General features: G+C 60.4%; 28 protein-coding genes and 2 pseudogenes. 12 read left to right on the forward strand and 18 right to left on the reverse strand.

The genetic code is table 11. The annotated features are described in order from the left end of the window. Positions 1-22: 22 nt before the first annotated feature. Together DES49_RS01140 and DES49_RS01145 are read right to left on the reverse strand one after the other, a co-directional pair. Positions 23-736, reverse strand: coding sequence for a metallophosphoesterase (locus DES49_RS01140; RefSeq protein WP_133734549.1), 714 nt, complete (start codon positions 734-736; stop codon positions 23-25). 60 nt (positions 737-796) lie between these two features. Beyond that, a complete protein-coding gene (locus DES49_RS01145) occupies positions 797-1,183 on the reverse strand; it encodes a hypothetical protein (protein WP_133734550.1) in 387 nt (128 codons plus the stop codon). 195 nt (positions 1,184-1,378) lie between these two features. On the opposite strand from DES49_RS01145, the gene DES49_RS01150 reads away from it, so the two are divergent. The 4 genes from DES49_RS01150 to DES49_RS01165 are packed head-to-tail and all read left to right on the forward strand — an operon-like array spanning position 1,379 to position 5,239. Beyond that, positions 1,379-3,118 carry a potassium/proton antiporter gene (locus DES49_RS01150; RefSeq protein WP_133734551.1) on the forward strand — a complete coding sequence of 580 codons (1,740 nt, stop codon included), beginning with the start codon at positions 1,379-1,381 and terminating at the stop codon, positions 3,116-3,118. Further along, positions 3,115-3,579, forward strand: coding sequence for a cupin domain-containing protein (locus DES49_RS01155; protein WP_133734552.1), 465 nt, complete (start codon positions 3,115-3,117; stop codon positions 3,577-3,579). Before DES49_RS01150 ends, DES49_RS01155 begins: the two co-directional genes overlap by 4 nt. Next, positions 3,579-4,556, forward strand: coding sequence for a CobW family GTP-binding protein (locus DES49_RS01160; RefSeq protein ID WP_243864791.1), 978 nt, complete (start codon positions 3,579-3,581; stop codon positions 4,554-4,556). The genes DES49_RS01155 and DES49_RS01160 overlap by 1 nt, the downstream gene beginning before the upstream one ends. A 59-nt stretch (positions 4,557-4,615) precedes the next feature. Then, positions 4,616-5,239, forward strand: a complete 624-nt coding sequence (locus tag DES49_RS01165) for a YbhB/YbcL family Raf kinase inhibitor-like protein (protein WP_133734554.1) — start codon at positions 4,616-4,618, stop codon at positions 5,237-5,239. Here the strand turns inward: DES49_RS01165 and DES49_RS01170 are convergent. After that, positions 5,236-5,832, reverse strand: a complete 597-nt coding sequence (locus DES49_RS01170; RefSeq protein ID WP_133734555.1) for a DUF938 domain-containing protein — start codon at positions 5,830-5,832, stop codon at positions 5,236-5,238. The two genes, DES49_RS01165 and DES49_RS01170, sit on opposite strands and share 4 nt — an antisense overlap. Before the next feature lie 74 nt (positions 5,833-5,906). Between DES49_RS01170 and DES49_RS01175 the strand changes: the two genes are divergently transcribed. From DES49_RS01175 to DES49_RS01185, 3 genes are read left to right on the forward strand one after another with little or no spacing between them, the layout of a single operon-like run. Then, on the forward strand, positions 5,907-7,040 hold the full coding sequence (locus tag DES49_RS01175) for an iron-containing alcohol dehydrogenase (protein ID WP_133734556.1): 1,134 nt from the start codon (positions 5,907-5,909) through the stop codon (positions 7,038-7,040). Further along, the gene (locus tag DES49_RS01180; RefSeq protein ID WP_133734557.1) at positions 7,040-7,477 is read left to right on the forward strand and encodes an acyl-CoA thioesterase; all 438 of its coding nucleotides are present in this window, start codon (positions 7,040-7,042) and stop codon (positions 7,475-7,477) included. The genes DES49_RS01175 and DES49_RS01180 overlap by 1 nt, the downstream gene beginning before the upstream one ends. 44 nt (positions 7,478-7,521) lie before the next feature. Next, positions 7,522-7,965 carry a YiiD C-terminal domain-containing protein gene (locus tag DES49_RS01185; RefSeq protein WP_133734558.1) on the forward strand — a complete coding sequence of 148 codons (444 nt, stop codon included), beginning with the start codon at positions 7,522-7,524 and terminating at the stop codon, positions 7,963-7,965. 17 nt (positions 7,966-7,982) lie between these two features. Here the strand turns inward: DES49_RS01185 and DES49_RS01190 are convergent, their stop codons facing one another. Continuing rightward, positions 7,983-8,879: a haloalkane dehalogenase gene (locus DES49_RS01190; RefSeq protein ID WP_133734559.1), complete on the reverse strand. Its 897-nt coding sequence runs from the start codon at positions 8,877-8,879 to the stop codon at positions 7,983-7,985. A 3-nt stretch (positions 8,880-8,882) separates the two neighbouring features. After that, the gene (gene bluB / locus DES49_RS01195; RefSeq protein WP_133734560.1) at positions 8,883-9,539 is read right to left on the reverse strand and encodes a 5,6-dimethylbenzimidazole synthase; all 657 of its coding nucleotides are present in this window, start codon (positions 9,537-9,539) and stop codon (positions 8,883-8,885) included. Positions 9,540-9,620: 81 nt separating this feature from the next. On the opposite strand from bluB, the gene DES49_RS01200 reads away from it, so the two are divergent. Beyond that, complete coding sequence (locus DES49_RS01200) at positions 9,621-9,827, forward strand: DUF2905 domain-containing protein (protein WP_133734561.1); 207 nt, start codon at positions 9,621-9,623, stop codon at positions 9,825-9,827. Between the two features lie 75 nt (positions 9,828-9,902). Then, positions 9,903-10,439 (forward strand): macro domain-containing protein, encoded by a 537-nt coding sequence (locus DES49_RS01205; RefSeq protein WP_133735005.1) that lies wholly within the window; start codon positions 9,903-9,905, stop codon positions 10,437-10,439. Here DES49_RS01205 and nrtS read toward each other — a convergent pair whose 3' ends face one another. The 6 genes and pseudogenes from nrtS to DES49_RS15785 form a co-directional block, all read right to left on the reverse strand. Beyond that, entirely contained in the window at positions 10,440-10,682 is a 243-nt protein-coding gene (gene nrtS, locus DES49_RS01210; RefSeq protein WP_133734562.1) for a nitrate/nitrite transporter NrtS, read from the reverse strand. 11 nt (positions 10,683-10,693) lie between these two features. Further along, the gene (locus tag DES49_RS01215; RefSeq protein WP_133734563.1) at positions 10,694-11,107 is read right to left on the reverse strand and encodes a hypothetical protein; all 414 of its coding nucleotides are present in this window, start codon (positions 11,105-11,107) and stop codon (positions 10,694-10,696) included. Between the two features lie 22 nt (positions 11,108-11,129). Then, positions 11,130-11,903, reverse strand: a complete 774-nt coding sequence (locus DES49_RS01220; RefSeq protein ID WP_208296998.1) for a DUF6969 family protein — start codon at positions 11,901-11,903, stop codon at positions 11,130-11,132. Between the two features lie 54 nt (positions 11,904-11,957). Beyond that, positions 11,958-12,329: pseudogene (locus tag DES49_RS15565) on the reverse strand (cytochrome C peroxidase); the annotation flags it as partial. A gap of 671 nt (positions 12,330-13,000) precedes the next feature. After that, the gene (locus DES49_RS15780; protein WP_424955214.1) at positions 13,001-13,450 is read right to left on the reverse strand and encodes a hypothetical protein; all 450 of its coding nucleotides are present in this window, start codon (positions 13,448-13,450) and stop codon (positions 13,001-13,003) included. A 27-nt stretch (positions 13,451-13,477) separates the two neighbouring features. Further along, positions 13,478-13,747: pseudogene (locus DES49_RS15785) on the reverse strand (transporter substrate-binding domain-containing protein); the annotation flags it as partial. Between the two features lie 172 nt (positions 13,748-13,919). Here DES49_RS15785 and DES49_RS01235 point away from each other — a divergent pair. Then, positions 13,920-14,783 (forward strand): DUF547 domain-containing protein, encoded by an 864-nt coding sequence (locus tag DES49_RS01235; RefSeq protein ID WP_133734565.1) that lies wholly within the window; start codon positions 13,920-13,922, stop codon positions 14,781-14,783. Positions 14,784-14,875: 92 nt separating this feature from the next. Here the strand turns inward: DES49_RS01235 and DES49_RS01240 are convergent, their stop codons facing one another. The 6 genes from DES49_RS01240 to DES49_RS01265 all read right to left on the reverse strand — a co-directional run bounded on the left by DES49_RS01240 (position 14,876) and on the right by DES49_RS01265 (position 17,873). Then, positions 14,876-15,226 (reverse strand): glutaredoxin family protein, encoded by a 351-nt coding sequence (locus tag DES49_RS01240; protein ID WP_133734566.1) that lies wholly within the window; start codon positions 15,224-15,226, stop codon positions 14,876-14,878. A 12-nt stretch (positions 15,227-15,238) separates the two neighbouring features. Then, complete coding sequence (locus DES49_RS01245) at positions 15,239-15,499, reverse strand: zf-HC2 domain-containing protein (RefSeq protein WP_133734567.1); 261 nt, start codon at positions 15,497-15,499, stop codon at positions 15,239-15,241. Between the two features lie 141 nt (positions 15,500-15,640). Continuing rightward, entirely contained in the window at positions 15,641-15,898 is a 258-nt protein-coding gene (locus DES49_RS01250) for an anti-sigma factor family protein (protein ID WP_133734568.1), read from the reverse strand. Then, entirely contained in the window at positions 15,892-16,518 is a 627-nt protein-coding gene (locus tag DES49_RS01255; RefSeq protein WP_243864794.1) for an RNA polymerase sigma factor, read from the reverse strand. The genes DES49_RS01250 and DES49_RS01255 overlap by 7 nt, the downstream gene beginning before the upstream one ends. A 94-nt stretch (positions 16,519-16,612) precedes the next feature. Then, positions 16,613-17,296, reverse strand: a complete 684-nt coding sequence (locus DES49_RS01260) for a haloacid dehalogenase type II (RefSeq protein ID WP_133734569.1) — start codon at positions 17,294-17,296, stop codon at positions 16,613-16,615. Between the two features lie 25 nt (positions 17,297-17,321). Further along, positions 17,322-17,873, reverse strand: coding sequence for a carboxymuconolactone decarboxylase family protein (locus tag DES49_RS01265; protein WP_133734570.1), 552 nt, complete (start codon positions 17,871-17,873; stop codon positions 17,322-17,324). A gap of 144 nt (positions 17,874-18,017) precedes the next feature. On the opposite strand from DES49_RS01265, the gene DES49_RS01270 reads away from it, so the two are divergent. Together DES49_RS01270 and DES49_RS01275 are read left to right on the forward strand one after the other, a co-directional pair. Further along, on the forward strand, positions 18,018-18,623 hold the full coding sequence (locus tag DES49_RS01270; protein ID WP_133734571.1) for a TetR/AcrR family transcriptional regulator: 606 nt from the start codon (positions 18,018-18,020) through the stop codon (positions 18,621-18,623). 57 nt (positions 18,624-18,680) lie between these two features. Continuing rightward, positions 18,681-20,825: an FAD-dependent oxidoreductase gene (locus DES49_RS01275; protein ID WP_133734572.1), complete on the forward strand. Its 2,145-nt coding sequence runs from the start codon at positions 18,681-18,683 to the stop codon at positions 20,823-20,825. A gap of 16 nt (positions 20,826-20,841) precedes the next feature. Here the strand turns inward: DES49_RS01275 and DES49_RS01280 are convergent, their stop codons facing one another. Continuing rightward, positions 20,842-21,639, reverse strand: coding sequence for a nucleoside phosphorylase (locus tag DES49_RS01280; RefSeq protein WP_133735007.1), 798 nt, complete (start codon positions 21,637-21,639; stop codon positions 20,842-20,844). Between the last annotated feature and the right edge of the window lie 3 nt (positions 21,640-21,642).

Below are 21,642 nucleotides of genomic sequence, written 5' to 3' on the forward strand. Positions count from 1 at the left end.
CACTTTCCAGTGGTTGTTGCTCTCAACCGGCGCTTGAACGTGAATGGCCGGAAAGCCCGGCCAGTGCCGGCAGGGGCATCAGTGTAATATCTCCACCCCTGTACAGTGTATCAATCCAGATGCGGTTTGACGCGGAAATCGGTTGTTCACAGGAGACGTGCCCGTGAACCACCCGTGTCACATGGCGGACGGGCGGGATCATTTCCGGGGACCGCAGGGCCTGCTGGTAATCGTGACGATCCCAGACCAGCTCGTTCCATTGATCATCCTCGAGAGGCACTTCCTGGATCGTCCGCCAGTCCGAGGGGGCCGTGGCGTGAACAATGCCAACAGGGCCCCGCGCCGTTTCCACGGTAACGGCGAGTGCCAGGTGCTGGTGCAGCAATCTGGCCTGATAGGTTTTCTCGGGTGCGGGCTGACGGTAGAACCAGGCCCCGCCATTGTGCTCGTGGATCGGGCGCCAGCGGGGATTCGAAAGCGCGTCCAGCAGCATGAGCTCATGATTGCCCATGACACTGAAGAACCAGCGTTCCTCAAGAAGCTGGATCAGTTCCGCGCTATGGTCGCCGCGGTCAATCAGGTCTCCCAGCGCAAACAGGCGGTCCTCGCCCGTTTTGAAGTGCTGCTTCCTCAGGTGCTGTTCAAGCCGGTCGATCTGACCATGAAGGTCACTGACGACAAAATCCCGACCGCGCTGGTTACGGCGAAAGTGGCGGTGCTGTGCAAGGTGATGCATGCGTCTGCCTGTACCGCATCGGTTTCATCCCGGATGCCCGTAACCTAACAGCCAGAGCGTTCAGAAGGAACCGACTCCTGCCGGGTCCTTCACCCGGTAACCAGCGGCGCTGAGCTGCTGGCGAACCTTTTGGAGCTGGTCTTCGGGCACGAGCCCGTAAGCGCCGTCGCCGGAGGGGAGCGGCACGAAAGCAATGCCACTGTTGCGCAGATCCTGTGCCAGTTCCGGAAGCACGGGATCCCCGGTCATGATGTACAGGCACTGCCATCCCGTGCTGCTGTCAGTGGCCTTCAATTCCAGTGTCTGGTCACAGATCAGTGACAGGAAACCACCGGTGCGTCCAATCCAGTAGTAGGGGGTCCGGAATACTTCCGGCGGTATAAGGTCCGTGCTCTTGAGTTGATGGACAGCAAAGGTGGTGTCCAGAACAATAACCTCAGCGGTCATAGGGGGTTTCTCCGGATACAATAAACAGGCACATTAAATAGGGTAAGCCATGAGCTTAGACGCATAAGCGTACTATCCGTGCCATTGAAACGGAAATGTTTCGATTCTGCATCCTCCATCTTTAAAGTCAGGTAAAACCGATGTGGATGCTGTCGCATTCCGCAACATTCATGCTGTTCAGGGGGACGACAGGACTTGGCTACTGACCTGCTGCTGTTCATCGGCCTGCTGTTCAGCCTGAGTATCCTGCTCAGTCCACTGTCCAGTCGCATCGGCATGCCCATACTGCTGCTCTTCCTGGGGATCGGCATGCTGGCTGGCGAGGATGGACTGGGTGGCCTCCAGTTTGATGATTTTGAAACCGCCTTCCTCGTCGGCAACCTGGCCCTGGCGCTGATCCTGCTGGACGGCGGGCTCCGGACCCGGGCGGCGAGCTTCCGTGTCGGACTGCGTCCGGCCCTGGGGCTGGCCACCATAGGCGTCCTGCTGACAGCCGGTGTTACGGGGCTCGCCGCCTACTGGCTGTTTGAGCTGCCGCTGACGATCGCCCTGCTCATGGGCGCCATTGTGTCCTCCACGGATGCCGCCGCCGTGTTCTCACTGCTGCAGGGGCGTGGCCTGCACCTCAATGACCGGGTCAGCGCCACGCTGGAAATCGAGTCCGGCAGCAATGATCCGATGGCCATTTTCCTCACCCTGGTTCTGCTGTCGCTCGCGATGAACGCGGGCGATGGCCCCGTGCTCGAAACCCTGATGCTGTTTGTCCAGCAGTTCGGGTTGGGGGTTGTCGGTGGCTGGATTGGCGGGCGTGTCCTTGCGGCGATCATCAATCGTGTGCAGCTGGTTCCGGCCTTCTACCCGTTGCTTGTGGCCGCCGGCGGGCTGGTGGTTTTCGGTGGCATCAATGCTCTGGGCGGCAGTGGTTTTCTGGCCATCTATCTCGCCGGTGTCATTCTCGGCAACCGGCGCATCCGGATGCTGCCGGCCGTGCTGCAGATGCACGATGGCCTGGCCTGGCTGGCCCAGATGGCACTCTTTCTGATTCTCGGGCTTCTGGCCACCCCCACCGAGCTGGCGGGGGTCTTCCTGCCGGGACTGGCGATCGCCGCCATCCTTATTCTTGTGGCACGCCCGGTGGCCGTGCTCCTGACGCTCTGGCCTTTCGGGTTTCACTTCAGGGAGCAGGTCTTTATCGGCTGGGTTGGGCTGCGGGGCGCGGTCCCGATTGTTCTGGCGCTCTTTCCGGTTATGGCCGGGGTTGAGCATGCCCATCTGTTGTTCAACATCGCCTTCTGCGTGGTTCTCGTGTCGCTGGTGGTCCAGGGCACCACACTGGCGCCGCTGGCGCACAGGCTCAAGCTGGAAGTGCCCATTGGGCCCGAACCACGGCGGCGTCTGCCGCTGGATCTGCCCACCACAGGGGATCATGAGCTCATGGTCTTTGAACTGCGCGGGGAACGCTGGGCCGAGCCCCTGCCCGTCGCCGAGCTGAAGTTGCCGCCGGGGGTTATCTGCTCCGGCGTATTCCGGGAGGGGGAGCTGGCAAGGGTTGAGGAAATTGCGGAGTTGCGCGCCGGCGATCTGGTCGCGGTTATGGCGTCTCCGGCCATGCTGGAAGATCTGAGCAAGGTCTTTGATACCCGTCCGCGCAAGAGCCCACTGGAGGATCGGCAGTTCTTCGGCGAGTTCGTTCTCAATGGCGATGCGACCGTGGGCGACGTGGAACTGTTCTACGGCATTGATATTTCCCGGTACGAACCGGACAAAAGCCTCTCCGCCTGTTTCCGCAAGGAACACGGTCACCCGGTTGTGGGTGATAAACTGCGCATGGGCCCGATCAAGCTGGTGGCCAAGTCGGTCGATGGCGATGAAGTGACCCGTGTCGGGCTGAATCTGCACAGCCCGCCCCACCCCCGAAATAAGGAGTCCGCATGAACGCGCAGCACTGGAAAACCGAGCTTGGTCTTGAACCTCACCCCGAGGGTGGTTTTTACCGGCGATTCTTCGCCAGCCCGGTAACCGTGCGCACGGCCAACGGGGAGCGTCCGACCATGACGGCGATCCATTACCTGCTGGAGCGAGGCCATTACAGCGCCTGGCACCGGCTGTGCAGCCATGAACTCTGGCACTGGCACGCGGGCGGACCGGTGATTGTCCATTGCGCCGGCCCGGAAGGGATTGCGAGCCACAAGCTGGGCAGCCAGAGCGAGCTGACACTGACCATTGAGCCCAATACCTGGTTTGCGGCGGAGCCCGCCCCGGAGACCGGCTTTGTTCTCGTGAGCTGCACCGTCAGTCCCGGGTTTGATTTTGAAGACTTTGAGTGGGGGGATCCCCGGGAACTGATGCGCGAATTCCCGGAAGATGAGGCCCTGATCCGGAGGCTTTCGCGGTGATGGCCCCGATCCCGGTCCATCTCATCCTGGGCTTTCTTGGGGTTGGCAAGAGCACGGCCATCCTGGACCTGCTCCGTCGCAAGCCGGCGGATGAGCACTGGGCGGTGCTGGTGAATGAGTTCGGTGAGGTGGGTGTGGATGGTGCCATCATGGAGGCCGAAGGCATTGCGGTTAAGGAAGTTCCGGGCGGTTGCATGTGCTGTGTGGCCGGGCTGCCCATGCAGGTCGCGCTGAACTGGCTGATCCGTCGCGAGAAGCCGGATCGTCTCCTGATTGAGCCCACCGGCCTGGGCCACCCCTCCCAGGTGATCGAGACCCTGACCGGGGAGTCCTACCAGGGCGTTCTCTCCATGGCGTCGAGTCTCTGTCTGGTGGATCCCCGCCGCCTTTCGGAAGAGAAGGTGGTAAACAATGTCCACTTCCGCGACCAGGCTGCGGTGTCGAATGTGCTGGTTGCCAACAAGTGCGATCTCTGTGAGGAGGAGGACCTGGCGCGGTTCCGGAGCTGGGCCGGGGCTTTTGATCCGCCCAAGGCGCGCATCGAGGAGACCCGCTACGGCCGTATCGAGCTCGAGTGGTTGACGGCGTCGCACTCGGAACGCCCCGCCACCGACGCTGGCGCGCATCACCATCACCACGACGGGGAAGTGCCTGAGAGGGTGTCTCTTGAGGATGAGCCCTGGCAGCGTTTCATCAATACGGGCGATGCTCACTACAGTTGTGGCTGGCGGGTAACCCCCGAGACGCAATTCGCTTATGACGCCCTGGTGGATTTCTGCCATGGCGGGCATTGGCTGCGTATCAAGGGAGTGGTTCATACGGATCAGGGCTGGATGGCGCTGAACCTGGCGGGTGACTCACTGAGCGCCACACCGGTTGAGCCCAACACCGAAAACCGGCTTGAAATCATCAGCGACCAGCCGCTGGATGGCGAGGCGCTCGATGACCAATTACGGACAGTCGCGCTGAGGGGTTGAATTGATCGGGCCTTCCAAGGCTCAATGGCACTGAACCTGCACCGTTACAGGAGGCAATAATGGACATCGCCGTTAAAGGCATTACCGAAGGTCAACCGATTCCCGAAAAATTCGCATTCGGGGTCTACAACCCAGTGGATCACATGGAGCTGGGCAACAACCTGAACCCGGAGGTGACCTGGTCCGGCGTCCCTGAGGGCACAAAAAGTTTCGTGGTCATGATCAAGGATCCGGACGTACCGAGCGTCGCCGACGATGTGAACCAGGAGGGCAAGACGGTTTCCAGAGAGATTCCGCGGGTCGACTTCTATCATTGGCTCCTGGTGGATGTACCGCCGTCGGTGAACCGGATCGAGGAAGGACAGGTATCGACTGAGGTTGTTCCTGGCGGCAAGAAGCCCTGGAGCGATTCACTGGGTAAGAACGGCATCAATGATTACACGGATTTCCTTGCCGGAAGCGCGGAACTGGCGGGAACCTATGCCGGTTACGATGGCCCCTGCCCGCCCTGGAACGACGAGATTGTCCATCGCTATATCTTCACGGTGTTTGCCCTGGATACGGATCGGCTCGATCTGGGTGATGAGTTCCGGGGCGCGGATGTAGAGAAGGCGATGGAGGGCCACGTCCTGGATGAGGCGTCTGTAATGGCGACCTACACCCTGAATCCGGACCTGCGTTAACGCCGTTCCCAGATCAGTAGCTGGTTATTCGCCGGCATGGGGCATTGCTCCCTGAGGATCAGCCCCGTGCCCTCGCCCAACGTCTTAAGGTCGTCGATATCCCGGATGCCCATGGCCGGGTCCTGGGATTGAAGGTGTTCGTGGAAGCGGGCATTACTGTCGCTGGTGAAGCGGCCCTGTTCGTTGAAGGGACCGTAGACACAGAAGCACCCGCCATGGGGCAGCCGCCTGCCAAGGCCCGCGAACAGCGCCTCCACGCCATCCCACCCCATAATGTGCAGCGTATTCGCGGAGAAGGCGCCGTCGGCCCCTGATACCGGCCACTCCGGGTCGAGCACATCCAGAGGCAGTGGTCTGGCGACGTTCGGCAATTGCGCTTCCTGCAGTCGCTGCTGGCAGAGTTCGTGTTCCCCCGGCCGATCCGTTGGCTGCCACTGCAGATGTGGCAGCTCCCGGGCAAAGAGTTCGGCGTGCTGCCCGGTCCCCGTTCCGATCTCCAGGATCAGGGCCGGCTCCGTGAACACCCGCTTCAGGATGTTCAGGATCGGCCATTTGTTGTTCTCACAGGACTGGGAAAAGGGCATCGGTTTCATCTCGGGGGCTTCCACGGTATGGTTTGATTCAGGTCGTACCCTAACAGAACAAGACGCGGATATCGGGGGCTGGCATGCAGGATTTCACCTTCAATACCACGCCCGGCATCGTCCATGAAGCCGGTGGGGCGAAACGGCTGGCGGCGCTTTGCGGTGAGCGTGTTGCCGGCACGGTGCTGGTCGTCACGGACCCCGGGATTATCCGGGCGGGGCTGCTGGAGGGGGCCCTTTCGGGGTTTTCCGGTATCGGTGTTGAAGTATTCAGCGAGGTGGAAGCCGATCCGCCGGACACGACTATAAGGGCTGCAGTGGAGCAGGCCCGGGCCTGCGGCGCCGAACTGGTTGTCGGCTTTGGCGGCGGAAGCTCCATGGATGTGGCCAAGGTGGTATCACTGCTGGCCTCCGGGCACTGTGACCAGGCCCTTGAAGACCTCTATGGCGTGGGCAGTGCCCGGGGCAAACGACTGCCGCTGATCCAGGTGCCCACGACGGCGGGTACCGGTTCCGAGGTCACACCCATTTCCATCGTTACCACGGGCGAAACCACCAAATCCGGCATCGTTTCCCCCATCCTGCTGCCGGACCTGGCACTCCTTGATCCGGAACTGACCCTGGGGCTGCCGCCCCATGTCACGGCAGCCACCGGCATTGACGCCATGGTGCACGCCATTGAGGCCTACACCAGCAGAGTCCGCAAGAACCCGATTTCCGATGCCCTGGCCCGGTCGGCGCTGAGTAAGCTCTCCGGCAATATCGTTCGCGCCGTGCATCATGGCGATGATATCGAGGCCCGCTCCGCCATGCTTCTGGGCGCGTTGCAGGCAGGGCAGGCCTTTGCCAATGCGCCGGTCGCGGCGGTCCATGCCCTGGCCTACCCGTTGGGCGGGCACTTCCATATTCCCCACGGACTCAGCAACTCCCTGGTCCTGCCCCAGGTGCTGCGGTTCAATTCGGAAGTGGCGGCACCACTCTATGCGGAGCTGGCGCCGCTTGTTGAGGCCGAGGGCGCCTCCGGGGGCCTGATTGAGCGCATGGAATATCTGATCCAGGCGGTGGAACTTCCCCGGCGCCTGCGCGATATGGATATTGCCGAGGACTTCCTGCCCACGCTTGCCTCTGACGCCATGAAACAACAGCGCCTCCTGGTGAACAATCCCCGGGACGTCACCGAAGGCGATGCCCTGGCCATCTACCGGGAGGCCTTCTGATGGCCCGTTCAGAGCCGTTACCCCGCGAGGCCTATGGGGCCTTCCAGGGGATTACCACCCGGTGGAGCGACAATGACCTTTACGGTCATGTGAACAACGTGACCTATTACGCCTGGTTCGACACGGCCGTGAACCGCTATCTTATTGAGGGAGGCAACCTGGACATCCACAACAGCCCCGTGATTGCGTATGTGGTCAGTTCAAGCTGTCAGTACTTCCGGGCCGTTTCCTATCCGGACCCGGTGGAGGTTGGGCTGCGTGTCGAGCGGCTGGGCAACAGCTCGGTCACCTATGGGGTTGGGATCTTTCGGGCCGATGATGGATCCGCCCTCGCCCAGGGGCAATTTGTCCACGTGTTCGTAACCCGCGATAATGACCGACCGGCGTCCATCCCCGAGCCGATCCGTGCCGCGCTTGAATGTCTGCCCGGGGGATGAGCGCCCGGTGCCAGTTCCGTCTGTTCCCTGTTATGGAGTGACCGATGTCCCCAGCAGAACTTGAGTCCTACCTGCACGAGCATATTCCCCTGTCCAAAGCGATGGCCGTCTCGGTGGTTGAAGCTTCCGTGGATTCGGTCACCGTAAGGGCACCACTGGAGCCCAATATCAACCACAGGGCAACGGTTTTCGGTGGCAGCGCTTCGGCTGTGGCCATACTGGCTGCCTGGTCGCTGCTGCATCTGCGTGTTCGTGATGCGGGACTGACGGCGCAGTTGGTCATCCAGCGCAATACCATGGAATACGATCGGCCCATCAACGGCGCGTTTACCGCGAGGGCCGAGCTGGCGGCGCCGGAGCGCTGGGAGCTTTTCCGCAAGACTCTGCAGCGCCGCGGCCGTTCGCGCATCGCCGTCAATTCCGTGCTGGAATTCGACAACGAGGTTGCGGGGCGGCTCAGTGGCGATTTCGTCGCCCTGGTGGTCTGAGCCGTTTACCGGTTCCGTTAATCCAGCCGTGCAATCAGGTCATTCACGGCCCGGGCAAAGGGAACCGGCGAATCCTCCTGCAGGAAGTGCCCGCCCTTGAGCGTGGTATGGGGCTGCCCCTTGGCGCCCGGGATCCGCTCCTGCATGTAACGGTCCCCGCCACGGGTAACGGGATCACCATTGCTGAACGTGGTGAGGAAGGGTTTCTCCCATTTCTCCAGGGATTTCCAGGCACGGCGGTTGGCTTCCGTGGCCGGGTCATTCGGCGTCGCCGGTACCAGTGCCGGGAAAGCGCGCGCGCCGGCCTTGTAGTGCCTGGAGGGGAAGGGCGCATCATAGGCCCGGCGTTCGTCGGGGCTGAGCTTGCGGAAGCTGCCCGTGTCCACAATCCGCCCCGCTGGAAATACCGGGCTGTAGAGCGCGAAAGCTTTCCAGAGCTGGAAGGCCTTCGGCATGGTCTGGTCCCCGGTGGGGAGCATGCCGTTACCGACCACGATGGCCCTGAAGCGTTCCGGGTTCTCCGCCGCATAACGCAGGCCGAGCAGTGAGCCCCAATCCTGGCAGACGAGTGTAATGCGCTTGAGGTCGAGCCGCTCAATGAATTCGCCCAACCAGTCCATGTGGACCTGGTAGCTGTAGTCGGAAACCCGCGAAGGCTTGTCTGACTTGCCGAAGCCGATCAGGTCCGGTGCGATGACGCGATGACCGGCCGCCGAGCAGACGGGGATCATGTGGCGGTACAGATAGGACCAGGTGGGCTCGCCATGGAGCATGAGAACCGGGTCGCCGTCCGTGGGGCCATCATCCACGTAATGCATGCGGGGACCGCCCACATCCATGTAGTTGGGCTCGAACGGGTAGTCCAGGAGCCGCTCAAACTGTGAGTCGGGAGTGCGCAGAATCCTGTCTGTCATGGTCTATTCCTCGATGGGTCGATAGTGATTGGTGGAAACAAAGTGTTCCAGCGACAGGCCCTCTGTCCACTCTTCCTGTTCAAGCATGGGGCGATCGTAGAAAGCCTCGACATGACCCAGGCAGAGCACGGCAATGGGCCTGCCGTCTTCGGGGATATCGAGAAGGGTTCCAAGTTCATCCGGGTCGAACAGCGAGACCCAGCCCATGCCCAGCCCCTTGGCGCGCGCGGCAAGCCAGAGGTTCTGGATGGCGCAGGCCGCGGAGGCCAGGTCCATGTCCGGCATGGTGCGGCGGCCGAAGACGTGTTTCTCGCGTCCGCCGCGTAACGCCACCACCAGCAGTTCACCAGATTCGCGGATGCCTTCAACCTTGAGCTTCATGAAGTCATTGCCGCGCTCGCCCAAAGCCTCGGCGGTGCGCTCGCGTTCGCTGTCCACCATCGCGTGAATGCGTTGACGCAGCTCCGGGTCCGTTACACGAATGAAATGCCAGGGCTGCATCAGCCCGACGCTGGGAGCATTATGGGCGGCCTGGAGAAGCCGCAGCAGGGTGTCTTCCGCTACCGGTTCCGGCAGGAAGTGGCGCATATCCCGGCGTTCGGCAATGGCGCGGTAGACCGCGTTGATCTCATCGGTGCTGAAAGCATGATCGGTGGACATGATGTTTTGCAATTCCGATATTAAAAGTCGCAGGATAAAGCAAACAGGCTCATCTTTCAGGGTTGTCACGGAGGCTTGCCGGTGTCGCGCTGGTTCATTATTGCGGGTATTGCCCTTGTCGCCATAGGCCTGGTGCTGCACTACGCGCCCTGGCTTCTGAGCTGGTTTGGCCGGCTGCCCGGGGATATCCGCGCGGAAGGCGAGCACAGCCAGTTGTTCATTCCAATCACCTCGATGATTATTGTGAGCCTGGTCCTTACCCTGGTTCTGAACCTGTTCTCGCGCTAGCCAGGCTCTTTACGCTCCGGGGAGCAACCGCCAATAATGGGCAGCCAAGCCCGAAGCGAGAAACAGGAGATGACCATGGCATTCCAGGCCAACGGGATCGAGATTGAACTCACCAGGGGCGACATCACGCAGCAGGACGATATTGACGCCATTGTGAACGCCGCCAATGCCGAACTCCGTATTGGCGGCGGCGTGGCCGGGGCCATACACCGTGCCGCCGGTCCCGAGCTTGAGGCGGAAACGGCACCCCTGGCGCCCATCAAGCCGGGCGAGGCCGTCATGACGTCGGCGCCCAACCTGCCCAATCGCCATATCATCCATTGCCTGGGCCCCGTATACGGCGTTGATGAGCCTGCTGATACCCTTCTCGCCAATTGTTATCGCGGCGCGCTGGATCTGGCCGAAGAGGCGGGCCTTGAGTCGGTTGCGTTTCCGGCGATTTCCACCGGTGCCTTTGGCTTTCCCATGGAGCGTGCGGCTGAGGTGGCGTCGCGCGCGGTGCTGGCGAAAACCGGCGAGCTTGAGTCCGTAAGACGGGTCCGCTGGGTCCTGTTCAGCGACGAGGACCGGATGCTCCATGAGGGCGTGTTTGAAAGCATCTTTAACGCCTGATCACCAGGGTTCTATATTGCGACCTCTGAGGTCCTTTGAAACCGCTGTATAAGTGGAAACCAGATAGGGCACTACATAAGTCAGCACCAGCTTGGGAATGGACAGTGCCTGCATTCCCAGCAATGCCTCCCATTGGTTGATGACTACCAGAATGGTACCCACTACGGCGGCCACCCAGGCAGCGCGCGCCGGGGTCCCGCCGGTCAGGGCGAGGCGCAGGGCCTCGCTGCATCCGTGAGTCATCCTTTCCTTCATTATTTGCGCAGCTGGTCCCACGTCATGAGGGTGTCCTGGTCTCGCAGATAGTAAAGCGCGAAGCAGGCAGCCAGCATGGGCCAGGCGGCAAAAAACAGCAGGTTGTTGAAGGCATCCAGGTACTGCGCGTAGGACGACAGTGTCGAGACGCCGTGCAGCAGAAAGACCAGACCATAGCTGAAGCGCTTGGCGACGCCGAACAGGAAAGCGAACACCAGTATCAGCTGCAGCGCGCCAAGCACCATGAAAATGCTGGGACCGAACCCGCTGAGGCCGTAGAAATTCTCAAATACGCCAGCGGTATGCTGCGGCTGCACGAACTTGTCCAGGGTCCACATGATCATGACGATGAAGACACCAAGGCGCAGTGCCAGAAGTGCCACGGGTAAGCGCCTGTCTGTCGTTTCGGTCATAACTTGCTCCTTTTATCGGTTGTCAGTGTGGTATGTGCATTTCCCGCCGTGATGGGGTTTCAGGGCTTGGGAGATGGCGACTGCGCGACTCCTCGGCCAGCGCCTGCTTCCATTGCTCCGGATCTATGAAAAGCTGGCCGGTGATCTCCAGGGACCGGTCCTCAAGGACATCAGTCTGCGGGGCCTCCAGGTGACGTCGCGCGATCACGGCATCACGATGGCGCAGTAGTTGTTCAATGTGCGGCCGGTAAAGCCGGATCAATGCGGAGAGCCAAAGATTAACGGCCCAGGACGGCCACGCATGGTCCACCTGGAAGCGACCCAGCTGGCGGATCACATCCTCGGCGGAAAACCAGGTTTCGTCCGTGACCCACCGGTTGGTGGCAAAGAGTCCGACCGGGTTTCCCCAGGCGTCCATGGAAACCGCGACCAGGTGTGCCACGGCATCCTCGCCCCGGGGCCAGGGCTGTGTTTCCTGGAAGCCCGTCGCCGGGATCATGTCCTCCGGCAGGGCTGAACCACGCAGGAAGGTGTGAAAATGGCCGTGCTCCTCAGCATCCTCACGGTGGGCGTGATAGTAATACTGCGAGTGGTGGTCCGCATCGTAGACGTCGCCTTCCGGATAATGATCCATCTCGTAGAAGGTCCCCTGTCCGCGAAGGATTTCACCCACCACGTTGATGCCACCCCTGGTCAGTGCCCTGGTGGAGGCATCCAGTTCCGCCCCGGCCTCGATCAGGTCCTTCAGGGTCAGGTCATCCAGGTCGGCGGCTTGTGGTGTTTTCAGCTCAATCATAACGGCTTGCCTCTATCGGGCTGAATTCGGCCCGGCCAATGGCCGGGCCATCACTCAGTGCGCAGCCACTTCGGCGGGCCGGCGCTTTGCTGCTGGATTCACCGAGGCACAGGGGTTTGCCGCGCAGGGATTGCAGGGATTGCACTTCTTTTTCATGGCACAGGGGTTTTTCGCCGCGCATGGATTCGCCTTCTGGTACTTCGCCTGTTCCTTCTCCATGAAGGTCACAAGGGCAGCAAGGTCTTCCCCGCCCCACTCCAGGGGCTCCGACTGCATGGGCTGGACCATGCAGATCTGGATCATTTCATCCAGGTGCACTTCATCCATACCGAACTGGTTGGCGCCCATGGCGACCTGGTGCGGGTAGGACTTGGCGAAAGTGGCATTGTAGCCCGCCCCGTCGGAGTGGCAGGTGGCACAGGAAAGGCCATTGCTGCTGAGACTCTTGTCCGAAAAGAGCTTCCTGCCCTTTCCATCAGCTTACAGGGGTTGCCCTCGAACTTCGCGTAGTCGTCGGGCCGCGTAACCTTCTTTCTGGCAGCGCAGGGGTTACAGGGGCCACATTTGGCGGCGCAGGGATTCTTGGTCGCACACGGGTTCTTACTCGCACAGGGATTTTTACTGGCGCAAGGATTCCTGCTTGCACAAGGGTTCTTGCTGGCGCAGGGATTCGCCTTGCAGGCACTTTGTGCCGCACAGGGTTTGCAGCGGCCCTTGCAGGGCGAGCATGCGGCAAGCGCTCCGGTGCCAAAGGAAGCGCTCATTATTGCCATCGGCAGGACCGCTGCTCGGGCATAGCGATTCAACGGCTTGCGGGCTCTGGGATTGGGGGTTGCCGGGGGCTGAGCCATGGGTCTTCTCCGTTTTTAGTGGTTTTTGTGCTTTGTTGGGATCCTTCCGGTGTAAGTCCTGTGGAAGGACATCAGTAGATAGACAACGATCCGGAGATGGCGTTACACGATCGCCCCTGAATCTTTCCAGGGGCGGTAAGAGGGTCGGTTGTTTGTTCCTCTTGGAAGCTATCGGTTGAACGAAGGTGTTAGGAGGGAGAAGGGAAAACGTTTTTGACGGTGTTGCTGCTGAGGGGTTGGAGCATCTTAATCAGGGTCAGTAGTTGCGGCGGAACCAACGCCGTTATTTGCCTGCCAGGCGGCCTCGAAGTCCCGGATGATCCGGTCAAGATGCTCGGTATGCTTTGAGAATACGAGGCTGGTGTCCCATTGCATCAGGAGATGCTTGTTAATGCCCGGAAGCGGTTCGCTCATGAGGGCGTTCTCCACCGGGTTCTCAAAATCCAGAAGGTAGTCACCGCGCTGCGCTTTCAGCATCCGCACGCCTGCCTCGTGGTCCGGCGCTTTGCCAACACGGGTCTGGGCTGCCTCTGTGATGGGTGTCAGGTGGTTCAGGTAGGTATAGCCACGGATCAGGATAAGGGACTTTCCCTTTAGATCCTCCAGGTTCTCAATCGCAGCCGTATTATCCGTATAGTAGGCATTGAGCCGGATGGGCTGAAAGGTGAAGTCCGGTTCCCGGGTCCAGTCCGACAACTCCGGAACTTCGGAGGAGCCAAGCCAGACATCGATGTTGCCTTGTTCGAGGTAGAGGTAGATTCTGTCGATGGGCAGTCTCTGCCACTGGATGTCGTAGCCGGCTTTTGCAGCGAGCTGATCAGCCTTTTCTATATAGCTGCCGGTCGGTTCACCCCTGTCATTCGTATAGCTGAGCGGAGGGAACTCGATATAGGCGCCCTCCAGCGTCCGGTTTCGGTCCGCCGCCGGCGTCTGGATACTGCTGAGCAGAATCAGGGTCAGTAATAACCACGGAACAGCGTACTTTACGATGATCTCGGCCTCTTCCTTCCATTAATTACTGCGTGAATAGTGGCTTCAGGTTCCCGTTTTGTAAAATGAACGTCTTTGTCGCCAATGAAAGCGGTGTAACGACGGGGTGTATTGACTGTCTTATTCAGGGTACTGGATGTTTGTCCCCCTACTTTTACCATCGAGGGAGCACACCATGAAACGCGACTCGTTTACCGGACGAATGGCAGCAACACTGCTGATTGTTACGGCCGCGTCCAGTCTTTCGGCGACTGAGACCACCACGGCAGGGGAGGTCTTCAGTGACTATCAGAAACTGCTGGAGCATTACCTACAGGAGAGACGCACATCTGCTGGTGGTCTGGTCTCAGCTTTTGACTATAAGGCTGCACTGGCCGATGAGCAGACCCAGGTGTTGCTTGACGCCCAGTCCGAGCGCCTGGCGGAGTTTGATGTGTCTGTTCTGGATAGTCGGGAGAAAGCGCTCGCATTCTGGAACAATGCCTACAACTATTTCATGATTCACCAGATTCTGACCGAGCGCCAGGACGGTAAGCTGGTGGATTCCGTCTGGGATTACGGCGGCCGCTACAATCCCTTCACGGACTCGGTTTTCGAGCGCGATAACTTTGATATAGGAGGTCAGGATTACAGCCTGAACCAGATCGAGAAGGAAATACTGCTGGGCTCGGAGTTCGAGGAAAAGGGATGGAAAGAGGCACGGGTGCATTTCACGGTGAACTGCGCCTCGGTCGGCTGCCCGCCGCTGCGTGAGGATATCTACACCAGCGACAATATTGAGGAGCTGATGACGGAAAATACCCGACTGGCCTTCAACACGCATCACCATCTCCGCGTGGAAGGCGACACCCTTCTTCTGACGGAGCTGTTCAAGTGGTATGAGCAGGACTTTGTGGATGAGGGGGGATCGGTGCGGGGATTCATCAGAGAGTGGGCGGATGAAGCCGTCGCGCAAAAGGTGAAGCAGACGGAGTCCATTGAGTACATCGAGTACGACTGGTCCCTTAACCGTCCGGACAATTTTCCGGCGTTTCAATAGGGAAAACGCCGGCATAGGCCGGCGTTAGCATGCCCGGCACGCGCCTTTCCCCGGACGTCAGACCGATAACCCACGCTTCGGGGTTATAGCAATCATCTTTGGGATTGGGGAAGAGTTTCACCCGTGGCCTCCATCCAGAACTGGCGGAAGCGTTGTGGATGGAACCCATTCATGGATTTGCCGTTGATGAAGAGTACTGGCGTGCCGCGTCCATTGAGACGTTCGTAAGCCTCCCTGGCCCGCTTGGATTCGTTGAGGTTGTATTCCGTGTATTCGATCCCGTTCTCCTTGAAATACCGCTTTGCGGCTTCGCAGGCAGGGCAGAAGTCGATCGAGAGCATTACCAGGTTGTCCGATGCAGTGGCCATCAGAGGAAACAGCCAGGCGAGCATCATCACCGCGACCGGAATCAGTGCCCGGCGATTCATTCGGAGTCCCATCATGGCGTCACCCCTTCAGTCATTGTGTGTATCATTCGGAAACTGATTCCTCAGGGCCTGGTCTATGGCTCCCTGAAAGCTCTCCAGTTGCCCGGGCTCAGGCGGTGGGGGGTTGTGGCCGCGAATAACCCTGACCACCAGCCGGAAGTTGGCCATGAAGCGCCGGCAGAGGGGGCACATGATGAGGTGAACGATCACGGCCAATCGCTTACGCCAGCGGAGTCGACCATCAACGTAATCGCTGGCGACCAGGGTGATGTCGCGACATTTGAGCATAGGGTGTCCCGCTTGCAGCCCTGCCTGTTGCATTGAATACGGCTCAGTCCAGGGTGCCGCCTGTGCCACACTGGCTGATATCTGAAGGACACGGTGGATCTGGAGTTGTTACAGGCGGGAGGTCATCAAGGCGGTCCGACCTCAGTTCCTGCCACTCTGGTCCGTGCGCAGTCGAGCCTCAATGGCTTCGGTTGTTCGCTGCTGCAGTTCCGCCGGAATAGGCAGCTCCGCGTCGAGCCGGTCCCTGATAATGCGTTCGGTCGTGGCGAGCCCATCCACCAGATTACGGCAGTGGCGACACATCATAAGGTGCAGGCGCACCTTCAGTTTCTGGGCAGTGGTAAGGTCGCCGTCCAGCCAGTCACTTGCCAGGGCGGTTACTTCGCGGCATTTCAGCATTCTCCCGTCTCCCGGAAGCCTTCGATCATGGTAAAGAGTTTCTGCCGGGCGCGGTGCAGGCTCACCCTGAGATTGGCAGAGCTGAGTCCCAGAATCCGACAGACGTCATCCGCCTCCATCTGCTGCATTTCCCGCATCATCAGCACGGCCCTCTGTGTTTCGGGTAGTGCTTCAAAGTGCTTGTCCAGGCAGTCCTTGAGTGCCTCGTTGGACAGAAGCTCATCCGCGGATTCGGAGCCCCAGGGCCGGGTGGGCTGAATCCAGCCCCCGCCTTCGTTGAACCGCTTTTCAAGGTTCGGGTCGAGCGGTGCCTGGAAATCCGTCAGCGTCTCCCTTTTGCTCTTACGCAACCGGTTACGGGCGCGGTTGGCGGTTATGGTGCAGAGCCAGGTTTTCAGCGCGGACCGACCCTCGAACCCATCAATGGCGTCAACCACTGCGACCCAGCTTTCCTGCACAACATCCTCGGCCGTGGCAGGGTCAAGCATGCTTCTTGCCGTTGCCAGCATGGCGCCAGAGAACTGCTGGACAGCCTCATGGTACGCCCTGCTGTCACGCTGGCGGAGACGGTCAACCAACTGCTGTTCGTCCGTTGCTGCCTGCTCCATGTCTTCGCTCATCGTATTTCGGGATAGTTGTAGAGCATAACGGCTTATGCCTGTATGAGTAAGAAGTGAACGCGGTCCCCTGAATTAAGGATCGGCACGGACCCGGTTAGGTGTTGCTGGCGTTGGCCGGAAGCTTGTCAGCCAATTCTGTCAGGTCCTGAACAACCAGGCTGGGCTCAATTCCCCACGGATCGAAGACCGTTCCGGAGTCGCGCTGCACCCAGGCGGCTTCCAGTCCCGCCGAGCGCGCCCCGATCACGTCCCAGGGGTTGCCTGAGACCAGCCATAGCGGCTCGTCTCCAGCACCTGTGGCTTGGCGTGCATGCTTATACACAGCGGGGTCCGGCTTGAAGGTACCCATTTCGTGAACACTGACAATGCCCTCAAGGTAATCACGCAAACCGGCATTGTGGAGTACCCGCTCTACCGCCTCCGGCGTGCCATTGGAAAAGGCAAACAGGCGGTAATGGGGCTTCAGTGCTGCGAGGGAACGCACGGCATCATCGAACGCAGGCAGACGCTGATAGGCCTGCAACAGCGCATCGGCAGTACCGGCGTCCAGGGTCCGCCCCACTGATCGGAACGCGAAGTCCAGGGCCTGGCGGGTGCAGACCCCGAAGTCCGCGTACTGCCGCATCAGGCCCCGTCGGAATGCGTATTCGACCTGTTTCTGGCGCCACAGGGCGGAGACTGTTTTCGCGTCATCGCCAGTATGCGTCCGCAGATGCGCCACCATACCCGATGGATCAACCAGCGTGCCGTAGACGTCAAATGCCAGTACAGGTGCCACTCCGGGCCCTCCTTGGAGTCATGGGTTATGAGCGCTTCCACGCCAGTGACTGGAAGGGCTCATCCAGCGGTGTTTCCGCGATGTGATTCACGTAGTTGCTGATGGTTTTCTGGGCGAGCCCCAGGATCACCTCAAGCACCTGCTGTTGATCGTAACCTGCCTTGAAGAAGGCTTCCAGGTCCGGCTGGTCCAGGTTGCCCCGCTTGGCGATCACCTGCTTCGTGAAGGTCCGCAACGCTTCAAGCTTCGCATCCGGGAGCGCGGTCTCGTTACGCAGTGCCTGCGAGATCTCATCGGATACGCCCATCTGTTTCGCGATGGCGGTATGAGCCGGGACGCAGTAGTGGCATTCGTGCTCCACGTTGATGGTCTGCCAGACCACGGTGATCTCATCATTGTTGAAGCTGGTGTTGGTAAAGAGCTCATGCAGGGTGCCATAGGCCTTAAGGGTCTGCGGCGCCTCCGCGAGAACAGCATGCAGGTTCGGGATCATGCCCATGGATTTCTGGGATTCCTCAAGGATCGGCTTGGCATCCCTGGGAGCGCTGTCTGTGTCGTGAAGCTGGAATGTGGTCATGGAAGAACCTCCTGCTATTTCCGCAATGGAATAATTTCGGTGACTACGATTTGAGCGATTGCTCAAGAACCACTTCAAGGCTAACTGTATTTGAGCGATCACTCAAGTTATAATTGAGCGAACACTCAAAATCAGTAATCCAGTATGCCGAGAAGCACACGACACGATCCGGAAACCACCGTCAGACGCGCAGCCCATCTGTTCTGGGAAAGGGGTTACCACGCCTGTTCACTCAAACAGCTGGAAACGGCGCTCGATATGCGGCCGGGCAGCATCTATGCCGCATTCGGTAGCAAGGAATCGCTGTTCCGGGCGGCATTGATGGCTTATTACGAACAGCTTCATCAGGGTATGACGCAGGTGCTGGCATCGCACGAGCGGGTCCTCGACGGCCTGGCCGCTTATCTCAGGCAGCTTGCCGTTGAAGCAACCATGCAGCCGGACAACGAGGAGGCCGCGCCCGTGCCGGCGTGTATGATGGTCAAGACGCTGCTTGAGGCCACCGTTGATACGCCGGGTCTGGAGGACACGGTGAATGACCTTTTTGACCGGATTGAACGGGATCTCACCACAACCCTGGAGACCGCCCGCGATCAAGGAGAGCTGGCCGCCGACGTCGACTGCGCCCGCCTGGCCCGGCTCTGGCAGGCCCAGATCATGGGGCTGCGTACCTTCGCCCAACGGCGCGTGGACGCCGAAGTGGTCACACTGCTCGCCGAGGATATGATCCAGGCCATGCCTGTAACGTAATGCCTGCGGTGGCGTCCCTACGTCAGCAAGCTACTGACCATCAGAAGGAATCCAAGGATGAGTAACAGCAAGAAGATTGTTCTCGGCGTGATTGCGCTGTTGATTGGCGCCTTTTTCCTGTTCGATCTGGGGCGTTTTCTCGAGCTTCAGGTGCTCAAGGAGCAACAGGAAACACTGAACACGCTGATTGCCGAGAACCTGTTCATCAGCCTCGCCCTGTTTTTTGTCGTCTACGTAGTCGTTACGGCATTGTCCCTGCCGGGCGCGGCGGTCATGACACTGGCCGGTGGTGCGCTCTTTGGCTTCGGCTGGGGTCTGCTGATCATTTCGTTTGCCTCGAGTATTGGGGCGACCCTGGCTTTCCTGGTCGCTCGCTTTCTCTTCCGGGACACCCTGAAGCGACGGTACGCGGCTTACCTGAAGAAGATTGATGACGGCATCCACCGGGATGGCGCCTTCTACCTCGCCACGCTGCGGCTTATCCCGATCTTTCCGTTCTTCGTGATCAACATCGTGCTCGGCCTGACCGGCATGAAAACCTGGACCTACTACTGGGTCAGCCAGCTGGCCATGCTTCCCGGCACGGCAGTCTACGTCAACGCCGGTACCCAGCTGGCCCTGATCGAGAGCATGGGCGATATCCTGTCGCCGGAGCTGATCACCTCCTTCGTCCTGCTGGGGATCTTCCCGCTGGTGGCCAAGTTTGTGATTGGCCGTATCCAGCGCAAGCGCCTGTATTCGAAGTATGACAGGCCCGAGACTTTCGATTACAACCTGGTGGTGATCGGCGGGGGCAGCGCCGGCCTGGTTTCCGCCTACATCGGGGCGACCGTGAACGCCAGGGTTGCCCTGATTGAACGGGGAAAGATGGGCGGCGACTGCCTGAACACGGGCTGTGTCCCCTCCAAGGCGCTGATCCGCTCCGGGAAGATCGCGCAGAACATGCGCCAGGCCGACCGCTACGGGCTCGAAGCCGTGGAGCCGAAGGTGCCCTTTGCCACCGTCATGAAGCGGATCCACAGCGTCATAAAGACCATTGAGCCGCATGACTCGGTGGAGCGTTTCACCAGCCTCGGCGTGGACTGCATCCAGGCCTCGGCGCGGTTCATCAGCCCCTGGGAAGTCGAAGTGGACGAGGATGGCGCCAAGCGGCGGATTACCGCGAGATCCATCGTGATTGCCACCGGCGGCAAGCCCTTTGTGCCACCGATTCCCGGCATCGAGGATGTGGAGCCGCTGACCTCCGAGAACCTCTGGGAGATCGAGGAGCAGCCGGGCCGGCTTGTGGTGCTCGGTGGTGGCCCCATCGGCTCCGAACTCAGCCAGGCCTTTGCCCGACTCGGAACCCGGGTCACGCAGATTGAACAGGGCGACCGCCTGTTGCCCCGGGAAGATCCCGATGTCTCGGAACTGGTCGTGAACCGATTCCGCGAGGAAGGTGTGGATGTGCGCCTCGGCCACAAGGCAAGTCGTTTCACGGTTGAGGATGGTGAGCGGGTCGTCTACTGCGAGCATGGCAGCGAGACGGTACGTATTCCCTTCGACCGCGTCCTGGTGGCCGTGGGCCGCAAGGGCAATACCGAGGGGCTGGGCCTCGAGAACCTCGATATTGAAACCAGCCCCCAGGGCACGGTGCCGACCGGCAACGACCTGAGCGTGATCTATCCGAATATCTTCGCCTGCGGCGATGTGGCCGGCCCCTACCAGTTCACCCACATGGCCGCGCACCAGGCCTGGCACGCGGCGGTGAACGCACTGTTCGGCCAGTTCAAGCGCTTCAGCGTGGATTATTCGGTCACGCCCTGGGTGACCTTCACCTCCCCGGAAGTGGGGCGCGTGGGCCTGAACGAGACCGAGGCACGGGAGCAGGGCATCGACTACGAGGTCACCACCTACGGCCTGGATGACCTGGACCGCGCCATTGCCGAGAGCGAGGACCATGGTTTCATCAAGGTCATCACGCCGCGGGGCAAGGATAGGATCCTGGGCGCCACCGTGGCGGGAGAGCACGGCGGCGAGCTGCTCACCGAGTTCATCCTGGCCATGAAGCACAACATCGGTTTGAACAAGATCCTGGGTACCATCCACCCCTACCCGACCTGGAACGAGAGCGTGAAGTTCGCGGCCGGGGAATGGAAGAAGGCGCACGCACCGCAGAAGGTGATCCAGTGGCTGGGGCGGTATCACCGCCGGCGCCTGTGAGGACAGGCGCTCCCGCCTAAAGGGGCAGAAGGCGCTGAGCGGCGCGCTCGATGAGTTCCAGCGCGTCACTCACGCCGTCGCCTTCACCTTTCTCGAAATCCCCCTCCTGGCCCATCTGATTGGTCACATGCGCGAAGCACAGGACGGAACACCCGCGAGCCTCGGCAAAGGCGTACAGCGCCGCAGCCTCCATCTCCACAGCCAGCAGACCTTCTTCCCGGTGTTTTTCGATCGCGGTTTCTGTTTCACGGAAGGGGGCGTCCGTGGTCCAGCTCGCCCCGGTGACCACCGGGGCCGGGAGTTCGCCCGAGCCCTGTTCAAATGCAGCGACCAGATCGGCAGGCGCATGGCTGTAATCCGATGGTGGGCAGTAATGATAGCTTGTTCCCTCATCCCGGAGTGCCCGGTCGATCAGGACAAAATAAGGCGGTTGCTGAACCGGCGTAAGCTGGCCCGCCGAGGTCAGGCTCAGCAGAAGACGGCAGCCGCAGGCGAAGAGCTCCTCCGCCACCAGAACGGCGAAAGCCGACCCCACGGCACATCCCACGATGCCCACGTCCCGGCCGCCCAATGAGATTACATCGAGTTCGGTGTGGTAGCAGACCCAGTCCGTGTGAGGTCGGGTCAGCCCCTCGGCCCGTTTGCCACGCACAATATCCCCGTCCGGATCGAGAATGCACACCTCCGGCACCGGTGATGTCGACGCCTGTTTCTGGCGACGCGCCTCCCTCAGGAGGCTTTCCGGCGTAAACGCGGAGGGTTCGTGCCAATGCTTGTCACGGAGAATCGGGGGGGTGCCGGCGGACTCTGTCATCAT

The organism is Halospina denitrificans (assembly GCF_004364635.1).
Classification (GTDB): Bacteria; Pseudomonadota; Gammaproteobacteria; order Pseudomonadales; family Oleiphilaceae; genus Halospina; species Halospina denitrificans.